The organism is Soonwooa sp. T0.1_25 (assembly GCF_057652215.1).
In genome coordinates this window covers 253,460-273,073 of sequence record NZ_JBYFBZ010000001.1, presented here as the reverse complement: position 1 = coordinate 273,073, position 19,614 = coordinate 253,460, and the positions used below count along the sequence as shown (strand labels likewise).

Here is a 19,614-nt window from a genome sequence, read left to right as displayed (position 1 = left end):
TTATCAAATAATTAAAGGATAAAATTTTACTAAAATTTTGACAACAATATACAACAGAATTAGCTTTTATTAAGACATTTTCACAAACATTTAATTTTTGAGCCTCGATACTTATCCGTATTTTTGGGGGTTAATAAGAAATATGTCAGATATTATACAACTTTTACCCGATCACGTTGCCAACCAAATTGCTGCTGGAGAAGTTGTCCAACGTCCTGCATCCATTGTTAAAGAATTGATGGAGAATGCAATAGACGCTGGCGCTAGCAAGGTAGAACTTATAGTTCGTAATGCTGGAAAAAATCTGATTCAGGTTGTTGATAACGGCGTTGGCATGTCCGACACCGATGCAAGATTGGCGTTCGAACGTCATGCGACTTCCAAAATTAAAAGCACCGAAGATATTTTTAAAATCGCAACCAAAGGTTTTCGTGGCGAAGCTTTAGCCTCGATTGCTGCTGTTGCTCAGGTGGAATTAAAAACTAAAAAGGCCGAAGCTTCTGTTGGGACTAATATATACATCGAAGGTGGCGAATTGCAGTTTCAGGAACCTGTGCAAACTTTGGAAGGTTCTAACTTTTTAATTAAAAATTTGTTTTTCAATGTGCCTGCGCGACGCAAGTTTTTGAAAAACGACAATATAGAATTTCGTCACATCATCGACGAATTCCAGCGTGTGGCTTTAGCTCACGAAAATGTTGAGTTCGAAATGTTCCACAACGACGAACCTATTTTCCGATTGAGAAAAGGTGGACAAATGCAACGTATAGTGGAAGTTTTCGGAAGAAAAATCCAACCGCTTTTAATCCCTATTAAAGAAGATTTGGGTTGGGTAACACTTAACGGATTTGTTGCAAAACCAGAAGGCGCCAAAAAAACCCGCGGCGAACAATTTTTCTTCGTTAATGGAAGATATTTCCGCAGTCCTTATTTGAGCAAAGCGGTGCAAGAAGCCTTTGATGGACTTTTGCAGCCAGGTTATATCCCGAGTTTTTTCTTGTATTTAGAGCTTGATCCAGAGAAAATTGACGTTAATATTCATCCTCAAAAAACAGAAGTAAAATTCGAGGACGAAGCTTTAATTTTTGCACTTCTACGTTCAACAATTAAAAAAGCTTTAGGAATTTATAACATTGCGCCAAGTTTGGATTTTGATAGAGATCCTGCGATGGACGCTTTCTTCCAACCGCAACCGAGCAAAGCTAACATCGAAACTAGCAGTAGTGGCGGATCTTCATTTTCGAAAGCTGTAAAAGTTGATCGAAGTTTTAATCCATTTACTTCTGAAAAACCTTCGGCGATAGAAAGTTTTAATCTGTCAGAAATGTACAATGCCGATGTGCCAACTGCAGAACCTTCGAAAATTAATCTTTTTGAGGACGACGACGATTTGGAGGAAGATCTTTTCCGACTTCCAAACGGCTATTGGCTGTTTAACAAAGATGGAAAAACTTTGATGCTCGATTTGGGAAGAATACATCGTGTGATTTTGCAATCGCAGCAGAAAGAGTTTAAGCCAAATAAAAACGGGCAACATCTTCTCTTTTCGATTGAATATCACCTTAACGAAATTGAAAAAAACAAATACAAATCGATTAAAAAATATTTGCCATCACTGGGATTTGACATGGTTATTGCACACGATAATGTGTTAAGAATCAACGCAGTGCCAGAAGGACTTAAGGAATCTGCGGTTGCTGGATTTTTAGAAAAAATATTTGAGATTTTGGATTACAGAACAGAAGATGAGTTCATGAGTTTTTACCAAGATCAATGGTTAAAAGTGCATAGCAAATCTAAATTCGATTTTATTTATAAAACTGAAGTAGAACAACTTATAAAAGATTTTATCGACTTGGGCTTTCCACAATACACGGCTTCTGGCAAGAAGTGTTTCGAGGAAATACCTTTCGATGATTTTAAAAATAAATTTTAAAATATGTTTCAAAATATTACGCCTATAACCAAAAACATCATCATTATTAATGTTGCTGTTTTTATCTTGGTTTATCTTGCTGGCAGCTACGGTTATCAAATTGACCAATGGCTAGCAGGTTATTTTCCGTTGTCACCTAATTTCCGTTCTTGGCAAATTATTACGCACATGTTTATGCACGGAAGCATTATGCACATTGCATTTAACATGTTAACTTTATTGAGTTTTGGACCTGTTTTAGAACAAGTTTTAGGAGGTAAAAAATTTACAATTTTATATTTTTTAGCGGGTATCGGAGGTTTTGCACTTTACAACATTATCAATCTTGTCGAGGTTTTTAGAATTACACAATTTTTAAAAGAAAACGATTATAATATTAACGAAATCTATAAATACGCAACAATCGGCTACGTTGGTGATATGCCTTTTACGTCTTCGAATCCAGAAGTCCAAGAGAAAGCGCAGTCTTTGTTCAACATCTTACGAACGCCAATGGTAGGTGCTTCGGGCGCGATTTTTGGTGTTGTTGCAGCATTCTCGACATTATTCCCAAATGCGAAATTGATGTTCATGTTTATCCCAGCGCCAATCAAAGCAAAATATCTTTTACCAATCATTATTTTGATTTCGGTATTCTTAGGTGTAGGACAATTTAGTTGGGATAATGTAGCGCATTTTGCACATATTGGTGGCGCATTAGTTGGCTATCTCTACATCAGAAATTGGAAAAAACACAATAACATTATTGGTGGATAATGAAGGTTTTTAATTTCATTTTAACGATAGGACATTTAGTTATTGCAAGCTTGCTAATGGCGATGTTGCTTAATAATTGGATATCGCCAAGCCAAATTTCATTATTGAACTTGTTGTCTTTAGGTTTTCCTATCTTAATGATTTTGAATATTTTACTTTGTATCTATTGGATTATTTTATTTAAGAAAAGAGTTATTTTATTTTTAGTAATTTCGATTTTATTTATTACGCCAACGCGTCGATGGATTAATTATTCGCCAGAGAAAAAAGACAAAGCTGATTTCACGTTGATGAGCTTTAATGTAAGAAATGGCACGATGGGTAAAGAAGAAATTGAAAACTACATTTCTGAAAAAGATCCTGATATTGTTCTCCTACAAGAAGCGTCAATTGAATTTAATCTGACAAAATATCCTCACAAACTTCAGCAATTTCCACATATTCAATGTTATTCAAAATTTCCTATTGAAAAATTTGAAGACATAAAAACGCAAGTTGATATAGGCAATAGTTTTTATACTGATATTAATATTAAAGGAAAAATGATACGTTTTGTTAACATCTACATGGAGCCTTTTCAGATTGATAAACAAATGGTTATACCAGCCAACTCCATGGACGAAAACGAAGCGAAAGCAAAAGGTTTAGTCAAGAAAATGCTTCCTATTTTTAAGGAACATCAAATCCAAATGCAAAACACGATGACAGCGGTTGACAAATCACCTTATCCTGTTATTTTTGCTGGTGACTTTAACGCGGTTCCTAATTCTTACGAATATTATTTGGCTTCAAAAAACCTAAAAGACGCTTTTGTGGAAGCAGGAAGCGGAAGTGGAACAAGCTTTCATGAATTTAAATTTCCAATAAAAATTGACCACATCTTCACGTCAGAATCGATAAAAGCTTTAAATTATCGTGTTGACAGAAGTGTTCATATTTCGGATCATTTTCCAGTTTTAGCAAGTTTTAAAATCCAATAAAACGATGACAAAATATCTAATTATCATAGGCGCAATTGTTTTAACATCATGTTCAAAAAAAGCTGATGTCAACGCCAGTGTAGAAATTCCCGAGAAGTTAGATTATGACACCATTGCGATTGATTCTTTCGCACCTGGAGCAACGCCAGCTAATATGGCACCAAAGGTAATTGTCGTTAAAGATAGCGCTGCTGAGGCCAAAAAGAAAGAATTGGAAACCCAAATTAAAGATCTCGAAAAAAAGAAAAAAGAGGAAGAAAAAAAGAAAGCCGACGAGAAGGAGAAAGCAAAAAAGACTGAAACCGAAAAAGCTAAAGAAAAGTCCAAAGAGGAATCTTCGCAAACTTTGACACCTCCGCCACCAATTGCTAATTAACTTAAAAATTGCGGAAGTTATCTAATTTCCTAAATAAATGTCCTTTAAAGTTCCGGTCATTGTTTTAGAAATATTATCTCCAATGTAATATAATTTAGAGTCGAATTTTCTTTGATAAAGATTTACTTTTTGATCGACTTTAATTTCGACAGCTTGTGTTCTATAAGCTTCAGTCAATGTTTTAAAGATTTTATTAACCTCTTTTTCAGTTAATGATTTAGTCGTTTTATTTTGATAAGCATTAAGCGATTCTTGTAAACTAATATTTGGTTTTTTAAAACTAAACGTATAAAAGACTTCTGCAATTTTATCACCTTTAATAAAAGGATTTTCCACCAATTTTACTTGCTTTATTTTATATGATGAATCCCAAAGATTCTGAAACATCGCCATAAAAAATTCTCCTACCGAAGCTTTCACAGATTCTGAAATATCTTTAGAAAAATTAGCATCTATAAACTTATCAGTGCTAGCTTTAACTTCTTCGACAACAGCTTTTTTACTTAGATTTCCATAGACATCGCTTCCTTTGCTTGTTGGTCGTAGATAATCATTAAGTTCTGCGATGGCGCCATCATTCATATTCATCATTGCACGAAAATACAAGCCGAAAACCTCATCTGGTTTTTTAACTTCTTCTTGAGCAAAAATCACTTGTGCAGAAAACAGAGCGACAAGAATAAACGAAATTTTAAAATACTTCATAATGTGTTTTCTCAAGCATTAAATTAAAAATAAAATTCCAATTAAAAACAAAAAAGCTCCGAACGATTTGTCCAGAGCTTTATATAGTTTAAAAGAAATCAATTACATTCCTTCTTCTTCGCCTTTCATTTTCTCAGCATTTTCAGCCATGATAACCGCATCAATCATTTCGCCGATATCGCCATTCATGTATGAGTCAAGGTTGTAAATTGACTTGTTAATTCTGTGATCCGTCACACGACCTTGCGGATAATTGTAAGTTTTGATCTTTGCAGAACGGTCACCAGTTGATACCATCGACTTTCTTTGCGCTGCAATATCACCTTGCACTTTTTGCAACTCGATGTCATACAATTTTGTACGAAGCATTTCCATCGCCAATTCGCGGTTAGCAAGCTGAGAACGAGCTTGTTGACAAACAACAACCAACCCAGATGGCTTGTGCGTTAACTGAACTTTAGTTTCAACCTTGTTAACGTTCTGACCTCCAGCACCACCTGAACGCGACGTTTGCATTTCGATATCAGCAGGATTTAATTCAAAATCAACTTCTTCGGCTTCTGGTAAAACGGCAATCGTAATCGCTGAAGTATGCACACGACCCTGAGATTCTGTTTCGGGAACACGTTGTACGCGATGCACACCAGACTCGAATTTCATCACACCATACACGCCGTCGCCTTCAACCTTCATTATCAATTCTTTGTAGCCTTTCGCAGCTTCGTTAGAATCCGTCACTTCATGTCTCCAACCTTTGGTTTTAAAATACATCGTGTACATTCTGTAGATATCTTCCACAAAAATCGCCGCTTCATCACCACCAGTTCCGGCACGTAATTCCACGATAACGTTTTTGTCATCTGCAGGATCTTTCGGGATTAAAAGAACTTTCAACTCCTCTTCCAACGCAGGAATTTTGTCGATAGCCTCTTGTTTTTCCATTTTTGCTAAGTCCACCAAATCTTTGTCCGAACCATCAGCAATGATTTCGTCAGACTCTTCAATAGCATCCAAAGCGCCTTTGTATTGATCGTAGACAACAACAATTTTTCCCAAATCGCTGTATTCTTTGTTAAGAGTAGAATATCTTTTTTGGTCGTTGATAACATCCGGTTGGATGATCAGATCAGCAACTTCGTTATATCGTTGTTTTATCGCTTCCAGTTTTGGAATAAGAGATTTTGACATCGTGTAATTTTAAGAATGCAAAAATACGAATTTTCAGCGAATTATTTTTTTGGCTGTGTCCCTTTTGTTTTGCCGACTCTAAAACCTTACAAAAACAAACGGGTCGGTCTACGCGCAGTCGCTTTTCTTGTGGCGCCCAAGCTTAGTCGAACCCACCACAATAAAGAGCTCCAACAATGCGCTTCTCCCTCACAGGCACTATTAACCGCAAATAATTCTACTTCAAAATAAAATCTATTTTTAGACGAGTATATGTCTTCATTTTAATAAAAACAAAAAAGCTTGGCATCGAAATCCTTTAAAAAAAAATATTTCTTATCCTTCCCCATTCTCCCCAAATGCGTATTCTGGAAACTATCTTCATATTTTAATCCATAACCAACAATTCTATCAAAAGCAGAATGTTCCAACAAATTTCACAATAAAGCAAAAAAGCTTTTCGGATTTATCCGAAAAGCTTTTCAATATATGTTGTTTCGCTTTGAGTGCAATTCCCAAAACAGAAATTGCCAACTATTAGTGATGACCGTGCGCCACAGGCTTCTCACCAGCAGGTCTTTGGTAGATAACCTCTACACCTTCTTGCTCGTATAGTTTTTGGTAACGTACTTTTTCTGGATCAAAGTTTTTGTTGATTTTTCCAAAATACTCAGCAACACCCTCTGTTAACCAAAGTGGTACAATATAAGTTGCGAACATAAAAATACACCAAAATCCAGCTAAAAACATTGTGAAGAAATAAATAGTCCACAAAAACTGGTAAAACGGCCAAAATGCTGATAACATCATGTCTATAATATTTTATTAGGCAAAAATAGAACTTTTTCTTTTTCTAGCAAAGGTTTTATGCATGTTTTTTAATTTAGAATTTTTCAATATAAAAACTGTTGAATAATTAACATGATAATAAACATTAGATTTTAATGAAAGTACAAATGATATTTTGTTGACTTTTTACGCTTATTTCTTGTTGACTTAGATTTTCTATCACCAATAAATCGTCTTTTTTTAATGTTATTTTTCGATTATTTAATTGAATTTCGGTTTCTACTTTTGCAAAAACAAAGATAAAATCCGCAATAGAATTACTAAATTCGGTTAAGATGTCGACGGCTGAAAACGTGATAGATTTCGAAACCATTACATTAAAATCTTTACCCAAACTGTGCGAAATAATCTCATCGTTAGAGTCGAATACAAAAACATCTTGTTGGGAATAATGCTCTATTTTATCGTTTCTTCTGATCTTTAAATCATTGTCTAACATCACCAAAAAACGTTGAAAATTTTCAAAACGAGTGAAAATTGAAGGTTCTTTTTCTATAGAAGCAGCACTTATTCGAAACAAAAAATCTTTATTTGCATACTTTGTTTCGTGTGGGTAAATAAAATACTCGAAAGTTTTTCCGCCATCCCAAATCGAAGGAGAAATATGATGTTTTGAGATTTTAGTGTATTTCATTGGAGAATGTTTAGATTTAATTATAAAAATTGTAACAATGATAGTTCTCGATACGCATTTTCTTCATTTTATTTCGAAAACACTACTCGAACTGACGGAGGTTATTATTCTTCTTCAAATAGTATTAAACCCTCGTCACTTCGAGTAAAGCAGCGGAGCGAAGTGCATAGAGAAGTTTATAAGACAAGTTCTCTATACGATTTTTGCAAAATCTACTCGAAGGGACGTTAGTTTTCTTATCCCGAACTCAAGTTAAATTAAGGATATTTTCACATTTTTAATTAAAAAAACGGTTGCAAAATTCTTATTTACAACCGTTTTATCTTTAATGTATGTTAAAACTTAAATAAAGTTTCTTCTTAATTTTAATGCGCCAAATTTGCGAAGAAATCATTGCCCTTGTCATCCGTAATGATGAACGCAGGGAAATTAACCACTTCAATTTTACGCACAGCTTCCATTCCTAATTCTGGGAAATCAACCACTTCAACAGACTTGATGTTGTCTTTCGCCAAAATCGCGGCTGGACCTCCGATAGAGCCTAAATAAAATCCACCATATTTTCCGCAAGCGTTGGTTACATCTTTACTTCTGTTTCCTTTCGCAAGCATCACCATACTTCCGCCGTTGGCTTGGAATTCGTCCACATAAACGTCCATTCTTCCCGCTGTTGTTGGTCCAAAACTTCCTGAAGGCATTCCTTCTGGCGTTTTTGCTGGCCCAGCGTAATAAATTGGATGATTTTTGAAATATTCTGGCATTGGTTTTCCTGCATCCAACAATGCTTTAATTTTTGCGTGAGCAATATCTCTTGCAACGATTAAAGTTCCGTTCAGTTTCAAACGGGTTTTGATGGGATATTTAGACAATTCAGCCAAGATTTCTGGCATTGGTCTGTTCAAATCAATCGTTACAGGCTCTTCCAAATGCGGAGGCGTTGCAGGTAAGAATTTCTCTGGATTGGTTTCCAACTGCTCCAAGAAAATACCGTCTTTGGTGATTTTTCCTTTGATATTTCGATCGGCAGAACAAGAAACGCCCATTCCAACCGGACAAGAAGCCGCGTGACGAGGCAAACGAATCACACGAACATCGTGCGTTAAATATTTTCCGCCAAACTGCGCTCCAATCGCACTTTCTTGACAAATTTTCTGAACTCTTTTCTCCCACTCCAAATCGCGGAAAGCCTGACCGCCCATGTTTCCTTCAGTCGGAAGATTATCGTAATAGCCAGCACTTGCTTTTTTAACCGCAGCCAAATTCGCTTCTGCAGAAGTTCCGCCAATCACCAAAGCCAAGTGATAAGGAGGACATGCTGCAGTTCCTAAATCCATAATTCTTTCTCTCACAAAAGCGTCTAAAGAAGCTTCATTCAACAAAGATTTTGTTTTTTGATATAAGAACGTTTTGTTTGCAGAACCGCCACCTTTTGCTAAGAATAAAAATTTGTAAGCATCACCTTCTTCGGCATAAATGTCGATTTGTGCAGGCAAATTAGAACCCGAATTTTTCTCATCAAACATCGTCAAAGGAACGATTTGAGAATATCTTAAATTCTGCTCTTGGTACGTATTGTAAATTCCTTTCGAAATCCATTCTGCGTCGTTTGCGCCTGTGTAAACGTTTTCACCTTTTTTGGCAACGCAAATCGCCGTTCCCGTATCTTGACAAGAAGGCAACGCACCTTGAACCGCAACTGCTGCGTTTTGAAGTAAGTTATAAGCAACAAATCTGTCGTTATCTGTAGCTTCTGGGTCGTCGATAATGTTTTTTAGTTTCTGTAAATGAGCCGAACGAAGCATGAAAGAAACGTCTTTCAAAGCGTTTTCAGCAAGGAGTTCCAAAGCTTTTGGGTCAACTGTTAAGATTTCTCTGTCGCCCAATTTCTCAACTTTTACAAAGTCAGAAGAAAGCTTTTTGTATTGTGTATCGTCTTTTAAAATAGGAAATGGTTCCTGATAAGAAAATTCCATAATTTGATTGATTTCTGAAATAAAATTAATTCTCGTAAAATTAAGCATTGCAAAATGCTCTACTTGAACAAAATGAGCAAAATCAGTAAAGCTAATTGATATTTATAATGATTATAAATTGGCGCTGAAAATTATTCTTCTTAATTTTAAACAGCGAAAATTTAGAATGAAAAAAATTGGAATAATAGGTTGCGGTTGGTTGGGTTTAAGAATGGCAAAATATTTTGTTTCAACGAATGAAATTTTTACAACGACAAGGTCCAATGATAAAATAAACATACTTTCTGAACAAGGTTTTAAAACATTTAAAATTGATTTTGATACAGAGTCGTTTTTAAAACCAAATGATATCTGGAAGAATTTAGATATCATCATTATCACAATTCCTTTTTCTAAATCGACGGATTTTGAAGTTTTAAAGACGAGATTTGAAAATTTAAATTCATGTATTAAAACTTTTGAAAAACAAATTTTCTTAATGAGTTCTATTGGAATTTACCCTCAAATTGAAAAAGAAATTACCGAAACGAATTTGGACGAAAGCTTGTTAAATTCAAATATTTTTGGAATCGAAAACTTGATGAAAAGGAATTTTCCACAAATCAACATTCTGCGATTAGGTGGATTGATGGGCGAGAATCGGTATTTGAGTAAATATAAAATCAAAGAACCTCAACAAATCGTGAACCACATTCATTTTGAAGACATTTGCAGAATTGTCGAGAAAATGATTAATGACAATTTACAATTTAAAACCTACAATCTGGTTGCACCTTTGCATCCAACCAAGCAACAAGTTCTGGATTTTCAGACTAAAAATATTGAAACAAAAATTGAAGAAAGTTGTGGAAGAAAAATCGTTTCAGAATTTTTAGAAAATGATTTGAAGTACGAGTTTCTTCATCCAGACCCTAGAAAATTTAAATAAATAAAAATATGGATTACAGAATAGAACACGACACAATGGGCGAAGTAAAAGTGCCTGCTGATAAATATTGGGGAGCACAAACCGAACGTTCTCGCAACAATTTCAAAATCGGTCCAGAAAGTTCGATGCCGCACGAAATTATCGAAGCTTTCGCCTATTTGAAAAAAGCGGCAGCGCTTGCTAATGCAGATTTAGGCGTGCTTCCGAAAGAAAAAAGTGACATGATTGGAAAAGTCGCAGATGAAATTTTAGCTGGAAAACTTAATGACCAATTTCCTTTGGTAATTTGGCAAACCGGTTCTGGAACACAATCTAACATGAATGTGAACGAAGTAATTTCTAACCGAGCTCATGTTTTGAATGGCGGAAAGTTGGGCGAGAAATCTGAAATTCACCCGAATGATGATGTCAACAAATCTCAGTCGTCAAATGATACGTATCCAACAGCAATGCACATCGCAGCTTATGTAAAAGTGGTTGATGTGGTAATCCCCGCTGTTGAGAAACTAAAAATTACGTTGAAGGAAAAATCCGAAGCTTTTAAAGATATTGTAAAGATCGGTCGAACGCATTTGATGGACGCAACGCCGTTGACTTTAGGTCAAGAATTTTCAGGTTACGCTGCACAATTGGAATATGGATTGCGAGCATTGAAAAATACACTTCCGCATCTTTCGGAACTCGCTTTGGGCGGAACAGCAGTGGGAACAGGGTTGAACACGCCAAAAGGTTACGACGTAAAAGTGGCAGAATATATTTCGAAATTAACGGCACATCCTTTCATCACGGCGGAAAATAAATTTGAAGCTTTGGCGGCGCATGATGCGATTGTTGAATCTCATGGTGCTTTGAAGCAATTGGCAGTTTCATTATTTAAAATTGCACAAGATATCCGAATGTTGGCTTCTGGACCACGTTCCGGAATTGGCGAAATCCACATTCCTGAAAATGAGCCTGGTTCTTCCATCATGCCTGGAAAAGTAAATCCGACTCAAAATGAAGCATTGACAATGGTTTGTGCACAAGTTTTAGGAAACGACACTACGATTTCTTTTGCAGGAACGCAAGGGAATTATGAGTTGAATGTTTTCAAACCTGTGATGGCGTACAACTTCTTACAATCAGCTCAATTGATTGCAGATGCTTGTATCTCGTTTAATGATCATTGTGCGGTGGGAATTGAGCCAAACTTACCACGAATTAAAGAATTGGTAGATAAATCATTGATGTTGGTAACGGCTTTAAACACCCATATCGGCTACGAAAATGCCGCAAAAATTGCAAAAATGGCGCACAAAAACGGAACAACTTTAAAAGAAGAAGCGGTAAATCTCGGTTTGGTAACGCCTGAACAATTTGATGCTTGGGTAAAGCCTGAGGATATGGTGGGAAGTTTGAAATAGAGGAAAGAAGAAAGAGAAAGGATCAAAGACTTGAAGTTTTCTTAAATTTAAACCTCATAGATTTTGAAAACCTATGAGGTTTCTTGTGTAATGAAACCTAGAATTTGTAAAGGATAATTTTTAAAGAAATGTTGAACCCTGAAAGGCTTTGAAAGCCTTTCAGGTTTTTTTTGAATAACCAACCTTGATAGCATTTGATTGTTGCGCCTCGATTGATTCAGACTTGTTTTTGCTTTTTGATAAGGCAGCAGATTGTTGCGCCCTCGATTGATTCTGATATATTTATTTGCTTAAGGAATCATCGAAACTCGTTCCTCGTTTTGAAGCGGTTACCCCACAGCGAGCTGAAAGCGAGCGAGGAGTAAAAGCGGATAGCGGGAAAAGGCGCCCAAATAAAAACAAAAAAACTCCGAGCCAGAACTCGGAGTTTTATATTTAAACTAAAAATTTCGGTTTACTTGAAATCTGCGTCTTTAGCCTTGTTTAATTCGTACTTGCTTACAACGAAATCAAGGTTTTGCCCCATCATAGATTGCGATATTTTGTAAGGAAACTTAACACCATCCACCGCTTTGTAATCGCCGTATGTTGTTGGGATTGTAACCTCTTGACCATTTATCTTTTGAGTTTTTGTTTCACCAGTTTTAAGACCTGATGCTACGCTGTAATAATAAACCGTCGATCCATCTTTGATGGCGTAAGAATCTTCGCCGTTAATCTTCTCGATACCTGATACTTTAAGATCCGCTTTTTTCGCAAAAGCAACTTCTGGGAACAACTCTTTATCGTTTGCAAACTCAGCTTTCATCTCTGCAGGAAGATCCATCGTTTGACCTTGCGCAGTCATTTTACCATTAACACCGTCGAATACTACTTTTTGCATGCTGTTGCCCATCACCTTCATGTCCATCAACATTTTGCCTCCTTTAGCTTTTACCATTGTCATATCCAAATTCATACCCTGAACCGAAGCAGCAGCCGTTGTAGCAATAGATGTCACCTTATCCAAAGCAGCCTTACCACCAATTGCAGTAATGTATTTGTCCGCAACTTGTGCCGCTGTAACATCTATTTTTTGAACTATCGGTTTTGAAATCTTGTTGGCGTCTTTGTCATAATAGTTAACTGTGAAACCTAATTTTTCCAAACCATCAGAAACTTCCGACGACTTACCAGCTACAAAAATTCTACTTTGGTTAGGAAGAATATTAGCTTTGGCTGCGTTTTGAACATCTTCAACGGTTACATTGTCGATCGCCTTAAGATAGTTAGCATAGAAATCTTTTGGAAGGTTATAAATCTCTGAATTAACAGCAAATTTCGCCATAGTTTCTGGCTTTTCCATTGAACGGATAAAGTCACCTTTTAACTTCGCTTTTGCATTAGCCAATTCTTCTGGTTTGATCGTCGCAATTCCTTTTAATTCATTTAAAAATTCAGTAACTGCTTTGTCTGTCACTTCGTTTCTTACACTAGATTCCGCACTGAATCCTGGTGAATATTTACTGGTTGATAAACTTGAATAAGCGCCATAAGTAAAGGCATTTTTCTCACGAAGATTCATGAAAAGACGCGCTTCGCCTCCACCACCAAGAATGTAATTCGCGATTGTTGCAGCGAAAAACTGAGGGTCTTTCATCTGAAGCGTTGTGATATTCCCAACCGAAATTACAGATTGTACCGCCGATGGCACATCGATCATTTCTATTTCTGTTTTAGCAACATTTTTAGCTGGTTCAACCGCAGGAATCGTAGTTGAAGATTTTTTCCAAGCATTAAATTTGCTCTCAACAAGTTTTTTAACATCTTTAAATTTAACGTCACCAACAACTACCAGATAAGCGTTGTTTGGCGCAAAATATTTAGAATAAACATCTTGAACATCATTCAACTGAATTGCATTGATTGAAGCTTCGGTTTCGAACTCACCTCTTGCAGTATTTTTACCGTAGATAACAGCATTAGAAACTTTAGAAGCGATGGACTGTGCACTTTTTTCGTCAAGTTTTAAAGCTTCGATGCTTCTTTCTTTAGATTTCTGAATTTCGTTAGCAGAGAATTTTGGATTAATCGCCGCATCTGCCATCAAACCAAGGATTTCTGGAAAATATTTTGACAAGGTATTTGCAAAAGCACCATTCGAACTAAAATTAATTGTCGAACCTAAAAAATCAACTCTTTTGTTGAAATCATCTTTTGACATTGTTGTCGTTCCGTTGCCTAATTGGTCTGCCATAATGCTGTTAACGCCAACAATTTTGCCTTCGTATATCGGTGGGCGATCCATAGAAAGCGTTATGTTAACTCTCGGAAGTTTGTGGTTTTCTACAACCATAACCGTCAAACCATTGCTAAGTTTGAAAGTCTGAGGCGTCGCAATGTTGATGCTTGGCGTTGGACCAGCTTTTGGCATTGTGTTGATATCTATTTTTTGAGCCATCGTCATTCCTGAAATCAGAAAACTTGCGGCTATATATGTAAGTTGCTTTTTCATTTGATTATTTTTTTTCAGGTAGATAATTGATGATTACTCTTTGGTTAGGATTAAGATACTTCTTCGCTGCGTTTCTTAGATCCTCTTTAGTTACAGAACGATAGATGTCAATTTGTTTATTAATCAAATTAGTATCGCCATATAACACATTGTAAGTTGCCAAAGAACTTGCAATCCCCTGAATGCTCGAGTTTGCGTTTACAAACTGATTCTCAACAATGTTTTGAAGTTTTTGATAATCCTCATCAGAGATAAGGTTAGTTTGTAATTTTACGATTTCGGCATCAATATCTTTTTGTAAAACATCTTTGCTTGTAGATCCCATCGGGATAGCAAAAAATGCGAAAATACCATAATCTTCTAGACCTAAGTTAATCGCTTGTACTTCTAAAGCCTTCTTCTCTTGGTCCACTAATTTTTTGTAAAGAACTGATGATTTTCCGTTTGATAAATAAGTCGAAAGCATGCTCAAAGCATAAGATTCTTTATCACGACTTCCTGGCACTCTGTAAGAAAATAAATAAGCTGGAAGTTGAATGTTAGGATCATTCCAAGTTACTTCTTTAGCTTGTGTAATTGGATCTTCCTTTATTGTTGTTCTTTTAACTTCTGGACCTTTTGGAATAGAACCGTAATACTCTTCGATCCATTTTTTCGTTTCATCTTTTTTGAAATCACCCGCTACAACTAATGTTGCATTGTTCGGCGAATAATATTTTTTGAAGAAATCCTGAAACTCTTCCAATTTCGCACTATTAAGATCTTCCATCGTACCAATCGTTGTCCAACGGTAAGGATGTTTTGCGAAAAGGTTGGTTTGTAAAGCTGTCAAAAGGTTTCCGTAAGGTTGGTTGTCCATACGCAATCTTTTTTCTTCCTTTACAACTTCGCGTTGTGTATCAACACCAATTTGGTTGATAATCGGCTGGCGCAATCTGTCAGCTTCCATCCAAAGACCTAATTGTAGATTTTTGCTCGGGAAAGTTTCGTAGTAGTAAGTTCTATCATTAGTCGTATTGGCATTGTTAGTTCCACCGTTTGATGATACTATTTTGAACCAATCTCCTCTCTTAATATTTTTTGTCCCTTCGAATAAAAGGTGTTCAAAAAAGTGTGCAAAACCACTTCTCCCAACTTCTTCATCTTTAGCACCAACATGGTACATAACGCCCGTTGTTACAACAGGAGCCGAGTTGTCTTGATGCAAAATAACGTGCATCCCGTTAGGAAGGTTATACTCCTCGAATTTGATTTCTTGCGCGTTCATCAGCATTCCTGTCAATGCTAAAGCCGCCGTAGATAAAAATTTTAATTTCATTTTTGACTATGGTTAATCTCCTCAATAGGTAACAAAAAATTCGATGTTGTTACAGTTTCATTAATATTTTTCTAAATTTTAAACAAAATTAAAGACCTTCTGCAAAAAAAGCTTCCAACTCTTGAAGCGTTTCTGGAGAGGTTTGAATATCGCGAACCAATTCTCCTTTGTTGAGAACAACTATTCTTTCAGAAATTTCGATGGTGTGCGCCAAATCATGACTCGAAATCAAAAATATCGATTCCGAATTTTGCGACCAATTTCTAACTAAATTTTTAAGTTTAATTTGTGTCGTTGGATCGAGATTTGCAAAAGGCTCATCCAAAACAATAATTTCTGGTTGACCAATCAAAGCGCCAACAATCCCAACTTTTTTCATATTTCCCTTAGAAAGATCACGAATATATTTTTTTGAGTTTAAAATTTCACCATTAAAAAAATCATCAAACTGCTTAAGAAACTCATCAACACTCGCTTTATTCTGTCCACGCAATTCGCCCAAGAAATAAAAATATTCTTCTGGCGTCAAATAGCCAATCAAAAAACTTTCGTCAATAAAAGCCGACACTTTAGTTTTCCAATTCTCGGAAGTATTAACTTTTTGGCCATCGATTGCTACAAATCCAGTTGTGGCTTCTATTAAATCTAAAAGCAAACTAAACAAAGTTGTCTTCCCAGCGCCGTTGTTACCAACCAAACCAATGGTTTGACCTTTCGGGACTTCTAGATTTTCAATTTTTAAAACCGTTCTGTCACCGTATATTTTTGATAAATTATTTATAGATATCATAATTTTCTTTTTTTAAGTTGTTTTTTTGAAAGCGGTTAAAGTGTCGTATTTTTCCTTTTTGTAAAGTCGAAAGATGTAATCGAATATTTTTTCACGAATCAAAAATCCAATAACGCCCACAACTGCAATTGCTACAACCGCCGCAACTGTCCCGAAAAATGTACTTGTTACGCCATAGATTAACATTGGCAACGCCATTTTCGGAATCGCTAACAATATATTTTTAAAACTAAAATTATTCTGTTGTCCCATCGATTTTTTTGCGGCATTAAGATCGATAGGATTTTTGTTAAACGCACCCGAAAGTAGCGTCACTTGGGAGTTAACACCGATATTATAAAGTCCAGCAGCAAAGAAGGTGAAATAAACTTCCCAACCGAAAAACGCATAAAACAAAGCAAAAATCATCGACACAAAAGTCACAATATTTACGAGCCACCATTTGGCTTTAAGATAATCTTTGTAAGGGACATTTAGCGTCATCATCAACGGATAATACGAACTATCGAAAGACGGCACTTTTTGCCCAAACAACATTTGGAATCCGCCAGTCACGAAAATCCCAAGAAACATCATCATCGCTGGCGTTTTGTAAGTTGGACTCGCAAACATCAATAATCCATAAAATAGAAATAAAAATCCGCCCATCGCCACGGATTTTGCAGCTTTACTACGTTTCAACATTCGGATGTCGTTGTTAAGAAAAGTTCCTAAAATCCCAAATCTATTCAAGAATTGAATATTCTCGGTTTTACCTTCTTCTTTTTTTAATTCAAGATCTTTATCAAGATAAAAATTGGATTTAATTTGTTTAAAAACCAAAAACAATAAAGGAATAAATATCAAAACCGGAACAATACAAAGCAAAGGTTTTGTGTAAAACGAGTAAAATAATTGTCCTGAAAAATATCGAAAATTGATAATTCCATAATAATCTAAAGCCGCCAAAAGCAACAAAGATCCTCCAATAATGTAAGCAACAATGTCTTTACCGTTCATTAAAATATTAATGAGATTGCTGATAAAGTACAGACACATAATAGCAAACAGCCACGCCAAACTTCCTATAATACTGTAACCGTTTATCAATAATAAAACAACAAACGGGACGTACAGAAAAGCATTCCCCCAAGTAAAAAATGACAAAAATGTTTTCGAAATCAAATATTTAACGACCGTATTTTTAGGAATATTCATGGTTAAAAAAGCCTTGATATTCTGCGTCGGCATCTGCTGCATAAAATATCTCAAAAACACATCCGCCAAAAAAGCATACAACAAAAACTGTCCAACAAAATACAAAGGATCTGTCAGAAGTTTTTCTTTCGGATAATAAAAAGCCGCAACGCTAACCCCAACAAATGCTATCAGAAAATACACAATCAGCATAGCTTGCAAAATCTTCATCACAAGATTGGAGGCAAAACTGCTGGATCGCATAAAGTTCCTGAATTCTAAAACTGCAAAACGTTTGATCATATATGTAAGATTTAAAATAAAAACTCGTATATAAATTTAGTTGAATTAAATACAACATTGTTACAGTTTCGGAACTAAATCTTGATTAAAATTTAAGTTATCAACATCAAAAACTCCTTTAACAAAAGAATTTTATCACTTTTACAATTTTTTGTGAAGAACTTGATTTTACACAATTTTTAAAAGCTCTATCTTTGTACAATGGCTCAGAAAGAAACCTTATCGTCGCTTACACAGGGCAATTTTGCTAAAGAATTATCGATTTCTGATGGCAAAATGCCACCTAATGCTGTTGATTTTGAAAAACTTGTAATCGGTACTTTTTTAATTGATAGAAAAGGGCTTGACCACTCTATCGACTTATTAACGCCCGAAGTTTTCTACGATCCTAGGCATCAGACGATATTTTCTGCCATTTTAAAACTTTACGAAAGCAACTCGCCGATCGATATGATGACGGTTATTCAGGAGTTAAAAAGAACTGAAAAACTAAATCTGGCAGGTGGCGACCATTATATCATCGACTTGACTTTGGGTGTCAGCTCGTCTGCACACATCGAATATCACGTTCGTGTGATTTTGGAGAAATATATTTTGCGTTCGTTAATTAATGTTTCGGCTAACGTTATCGATAGTTCTTACAAAGAATCTACGGACGTCTTCGAACTTCTTGACAAAGCAGAGCAATCCTTTTTCGAAATTACCAACGGAACGATCAAAAAAGGATTCGATACCGCAAACTCTTTGGTAAAAGAAGCGATTGACAAAATTAAATCGCTTAAAGATAAAGAAGGTCTTTCTGGTGTACCATCAGGATTTACAGCTTTGGATAAAGAAACGGGAGGTTGGCAAAACTCCGACCTTATCATTATTGCAGCACGTCCTGCGATGGGTAAAACTGCGTTTATTCTTTCGATGGCGAGAAATATCACGGTGGATAACAATATTCCACTTGCGCTTTTCTCTTTGGAGATGGCGTCTGTACAGTTGATTACAAGGATGATCGCTTCGGAAACTGGCATTTCATCAGAAAACTTAAGAAAAGGAACTTTGTCCGATCAAGAATGGAGTAGTCTTTTCACCAATGTCTCGGCTTTGGAAAATGCGCCTCTTTTCATTGATGAAACGCCGTCGCTTTCGATTTTTGACTTCCGTGCAAAATGCCGACGCCTTGTCATGCAACATGGCGTTAGGATTATCATGGTCGATTATCTTCAGCTGATGACAGCAAGTTCTGGAAAAGGCAGCGGAAATCGTGAACAAGAAATCGCAATGATTTCGCGATCTTTAAAAGCCATTGCAAAAGAACTTAACGTCCCAGTAATTGCACTTTCGCAGTTATCAAGAACTGTAGAAACGCGTCCAGGAAAGCGTCCAATGCTTTCGGATCTTAGAGAATCGGGAGCGATTGAGCAGGATGCCGATATCGTATCTTTTATTTTCCGTCCCGAGTATTATAAAATTGCTGTTTGGGATAATGACGAAGAAGGTGCAGAAACACAAACCGAAAACCAAGCCGAGATTATCATCGCAAAACACCGTAACGGTGCAACAGCCGATGTTAGATTGGCGTTCCATAAACATATTGGTAAGTTTGCAGATTTGGAAACTTTAGGCAATTCTTATTATGGTGGATTTGGTGGTGAAGCACCATCGCCTAGCGGTGGAGGATTTAGCGGTGGCGCTTTTGAGGCTCCAGATTTTGCTAAAATTACTGTAACTGGTGATCCTAATTTTGTTTTTGGACCACCGACACCTTCTAGCGGCCAAGTTTCTGGCTCAGCCATGAATGATGACGATGATGACGAAATGCCTTTCTAAAATTT

General features: G+C 36.1%; 16 protein-coding genes and 1 pseudogene. 7 read left to right on the top strand and 10 right to left on the bottom strand.

Features of this window, described 5'->3' with window-relative positions; genetic code table 11:
- Positions 1 to 142: 142 nt before the first annotated feature.
- From mutL to AC23MB_RS01315, 4 genes are read left to right on the top strand one after another with little or no spacing between them, the layout of a single operon-like run.
- Positions 143 to 1,936 (top strand): DNA mismatch repair endonuclease MutL, encoded by a 1,794-nt coding sequence (gene mutL, locus AC23MB_RS01330; protein ID WP_487786339.1) that lies wholly within the window; start codon positions 143 to 145, stop codon positions 1,934 to 1,936.
- A 3-nt stretch (positions 1,937 to 1,939) separates the two neighbouring features.
- The gene (locus tag AC23MB_RS01325) at positions 1,940 to 2,692 is read left to right on the top strand and encodes a rhomboid family intramembrane serine protease (RefSeq protein ID WP_487786338.1); all 753 of its coding nucleotides are present in this window, start codon (positions 1,940 to 1,942) and stop codon (positions 2,690 to 2,692) included.
- Complete coding sequence (locus AC23MB_RS01320) at positions 2,692 to 3,672, top strand: endonuclease/exonuclease/phosphatase family protein (protein ID WP_487786337.1); 981 nt, start codon at positions 2,692 to 2,694, stop codon at positions 3,670 to 3,672. Before AC23MB_RS01325 ends, AC23MB_RS01320 begins: the two co-directional genes overlap by 1 nt.
- Before the next feature lie 4 nt (positions 3,673 to 3,676).
- Positions 3,677 to 4,048: a hypothetical protein gene (locus AC23MB_RS01315; RefSeq protein WP_487786336.1), complete on the top strand. Its 372-nt coding sequence runs from the start codon at positions 3,677 to 3,679 to the stop codon at positions 4,046 to 4,048.
- 21 nt (positions 4,049 to 4,069) lie between these two features.
- On the opposite strand, the gene AC23MB_RS01310 is transcribed toward AC23MB_RS01315, so the two are convergent.
- The 6 genes and pseudogenes from AC23MB_RS01310 to AC23MB_RS01285 all read right to left on the bottom strand — a co-directional run bounded on the left by AC23MB_RS01310 (position 4,070) and on the right by AC23MB_RS01285 (position 9,376).
- Complete coding sequence (locus AC23MB_RS01310; protein ID WP_487786335.1) at positions 4,070 to 4,753, bottom strand: hypothetical protein; 684 nt, start codon at positions 4,751 to 4,753, stop codon at positions 4,070 to 4,072.
- A 102-nt stretch (positions 4,754 to 4,855) separates the two neighbouring features.
- A complete protein-coding gene (gene prfA, locus AC23MB_RS01305; RefSeq protein WP_079666401.1) occupies positions 4,856 to 5,941 on the bottom strand; it encodes a peptide chain release factor 1 in 1,086 nt (361 codons plus the stop codon).
- 263 nt (positions 5,942 to 6,204) lie between these two features.
- Positions 6,205 to 6,354, bottom strand: a pseudogene (locus AC23MB_RS01300) (DUF4260 family protein); the annotation flags it as partial.
- 103 nt (positions 6,355 to 6,457) lie between these two features.
- Complete coding sequence (locus AC23MB_RS01295; protein ID WP_312324214.1) at positions 6,458 to 6,730, bottom strand: hypothetical protein; 273 nt, start codon at positions 6,728 to 6,730, stop codon at positions 6,458 to 6,460.
- 124 nt (positions 6,731 to 6,854) lie between these two features.
- Positions 6,855 to 7,403 (bottom strand): HutD family protein, encoded by a 549-nt coding sequence (locus AC23MB_RS01290; protein WP_313027387.1) that lies wholly within the window; start codon positions 7,401 to 7,403, stop codon positions 6,855 to 6,857.
- 365 nt (positions 7,404 to 7,768) lie between these two features.
- Positions 7,769 to 9,376, bottom strand: coding sequence for a fumarate hydratase (locus AC23MB_RS01285; protein WP_313027391.1), 1,608 nt, complete (start codon positions 9,374 to 9,376; stop codon positions 7,769 to 7,771).
- A 166-nt stretch (positions 9,377 to 9,542) separates the two neighbouring features.
- Here AC23MB_RS01285 and AC23MB_RS01280 point away from each other — a divergent pair, with 166 nt between their 5' ends.
- Both AC23MB_RS01280 and fumC read left to right on the top strand, forming a co-directional pair.
- The gene (locus AC23MB_RS01280; protein ID WP_487786334.1) at positions 9,543 to 10,304 is read left to right on the top strand and encodes a Rossmann-fold NAD(P)-binding domain-containing protein; all 762 of its coding nucleotides are present in this window, start codon (positions 9,543 to 9,545) and stop codon (positions 10,302 to 10,304) included.
- Positions 10,305 to 10,312: 8 nt separating this feature from the next.
- The gene (fumC, locus tag AC23MB_RS01275; RefSeq protein WP_374329962.1) at positions 10,313 to 11,707 is read left to right on the top strand and encodes a class II fumarate hydratase; all 1,395 of its coding nucleotides are present in this window, start codon (positions 10,313 to 10,315) and stop codon (positions 11,705 to 11,707) included.
- Positions 11,708 to 12,161: 454 nt separating this feature from the next.
- Here fumC and AC23MB_RS01270 read toward each other — a convergent pair whose 3' ends face one another.
- From AC23MB_RS01270 to AC23MB_RS01255, 4 genes are all read right to left on the bottom strand, one after another.
- Complete coding sequence (locus AC23MB_RS01270; protein ID WP_487786333.1) at positions 12,162 to 14,201, bottom strand: M16 family metallopeptidase; 2,040 nt, start codon at positions 14,199 to 14,201, stop codon at positions 12,162 to 12,164.
- Between the two features lie 4 nt (positions 14,202 to 14,205).
- Positions 14,206 to 15,519 (bottom strand): M16 family metallopeptidase, encoded by a 1,314-nt coding sequence (locus AC23MB_RS01265; protein WP_487786332.1) that lies wholly within the window; start codon positions 15,517 to 15,519, stop codon positions 14,206 to 14,208.
- 88 nt (positions 15,520 to 15,607) lie between these two features.
- The gene (locus tag AC23MB_RS01260; RefSeq protein ID WP_487786331.1) at positions 15,608 to 16,309 is read right to left on the bottom strand and encodes an ABC transporter ATP-binding protein; all 702 of its coding nucleotides are present in this window, start codon (positions 16,307 to 16,309) and stop codon (positions 15,608 to 15,610) included.
- 12 nt (positions 16,310 to 16,321) lie between these two features.
- Positions 16,322 to 17,788: a DUF5687 family protein gene (locus AC23MB_RS01255; RefSeq protein WP_374329968.1), complete on the bottom strand. Its 1,467-nt coding sequence runs from the start codon at positions 17,786 to 17,788 to the stop codon at positions 16,322 to 16,324.
- Between the two features lie 201 nt (positions 17,789 to 17,989).
- On the opposite strand from AC23MB_RS01255, the gene dnaB reads away from it, so the two are divergent.
- Positions 17,990 to 19,609 (top strand): replicative DNA helicase, encoded by a 1,620-nt coding sequence (gene dnaB / locus AC23MB_RS01250; protein ID WP_312322188.1) that lies wholly within the window; start codon positions 17,990 to 17,992, stop codon positions 19,607 to 19,609.
- Positions 19,610 to 19,614 lie beyond the last annotated feature (5 nt).

Bases quoted from the DNA above. Each gene is read 5' to 3' on its own strand.
- AC23MB_RS01295 (WP_312324214.1), bottom strand. From the start codon at position 6,730: ATGATGTTATCAGCATTTTGGCCGTTTTACCAGTTTTTGTGGACTATT.
- AC23MB_RS01290 (WP_313027387.1), bottom strand. From the start codon at position 7,403: ATGAAATACACTAAAATCTCAAAACATCATATTTCTCCTTCGATTTGG.
- AC23MB_RS01310 (WP_487786335.1), bottom strand. From the start codon at position 4,753: ATGAAGTATTTTAAAATTTCGTTTATTCTTGTCGCTCTGTTTTCTGCA.
- AC23MB_RS01320 (WP_487786337.1), top strand. From the start codon at position 2,692: ATGAAGGTTTTTAATTTCATTTTAACGATAGGACATTTAGTTATTGCA.
- AC23MB_RS01265 (WP_487786332.1), bottom strand. From the start codon at position 15,519: ATGAAATTAAAATTTTTATCTACGGCGGCTTTAGCATTGACAGGAATG.
- AC23MB_RS01315 (WP_487786336.1), top strand. From the start codon at position 3,677: ATGACAAAATATCTAATTATCATAGGCGCAATTGTTTTAACATCATGT.
- mutL (WP_487786339.1), top strand. From the start codon at position 143: ATGTCAGATATTATACAACTTTTACCCGATCACGTTGCCAACCAAATT.
- AC23MB_RS01325 (WP_487786338.1), top strand. From the start codon at position 1,940: ATGTTTCAAAATATTACGCCTATAACCAAAAACATCATCATTATTAAT.
- prfA (WP_079666401.1), bottom strand. From the start codon at position 5,941: ATGTCAAAATCTCTTATTCCAAAACTGGAAGCGATAAAACAACGATAT.
- AC23MB_RS01255 (WP_374329968.1), bottom strand. From the start codon at position 17,788: ATGATCAAACGTTTTGCAGTTTTAGAATTCAGGAACTTTATGCGATCC.
- fumC (WP_374329962.1), top strand. From the start codon at position 10,313: ATGGATTACAGAATAGAACACGACACAATGGGCGAAGTAAAAGTGCCT.
- AC23MB_RS01280 (WP_487786334.1), top strand. From the start codon at position 9,543: ATGAAAAAAATTGGAATAATAGGTTGCGGTTGGTTGGGTTTAAGAATG.
- AC23MB_RS01270 (WP_487786333.1), bottom strand. From the start codon at position 14,201: ATGAAAAAGCAACTTACATATATAGCCGCAAGTTTTCTGATTTCAGGA.
- AC23MB_RS01260 (WP_487786331.1), bottom strand. From the start codon at position 16,309: ATGATATCTATAAATAATTTATCAAAAATATACGGTGACAGAACGGTT.
- dnaB (WP_312322188.1), top strand. From the start codon at position 17,990: ATGGCTCAGAAAGAAACCTTATCGTCGCTTACACAGGGCAATTTTGCT.
- AC23MB_RS01285 (WP_313027391.1), bottom strand. From the start codon at position 9,376: ATGGAATTTTCTTATCAGGAACCATTTCCTATTTTAAAAGACGATACA.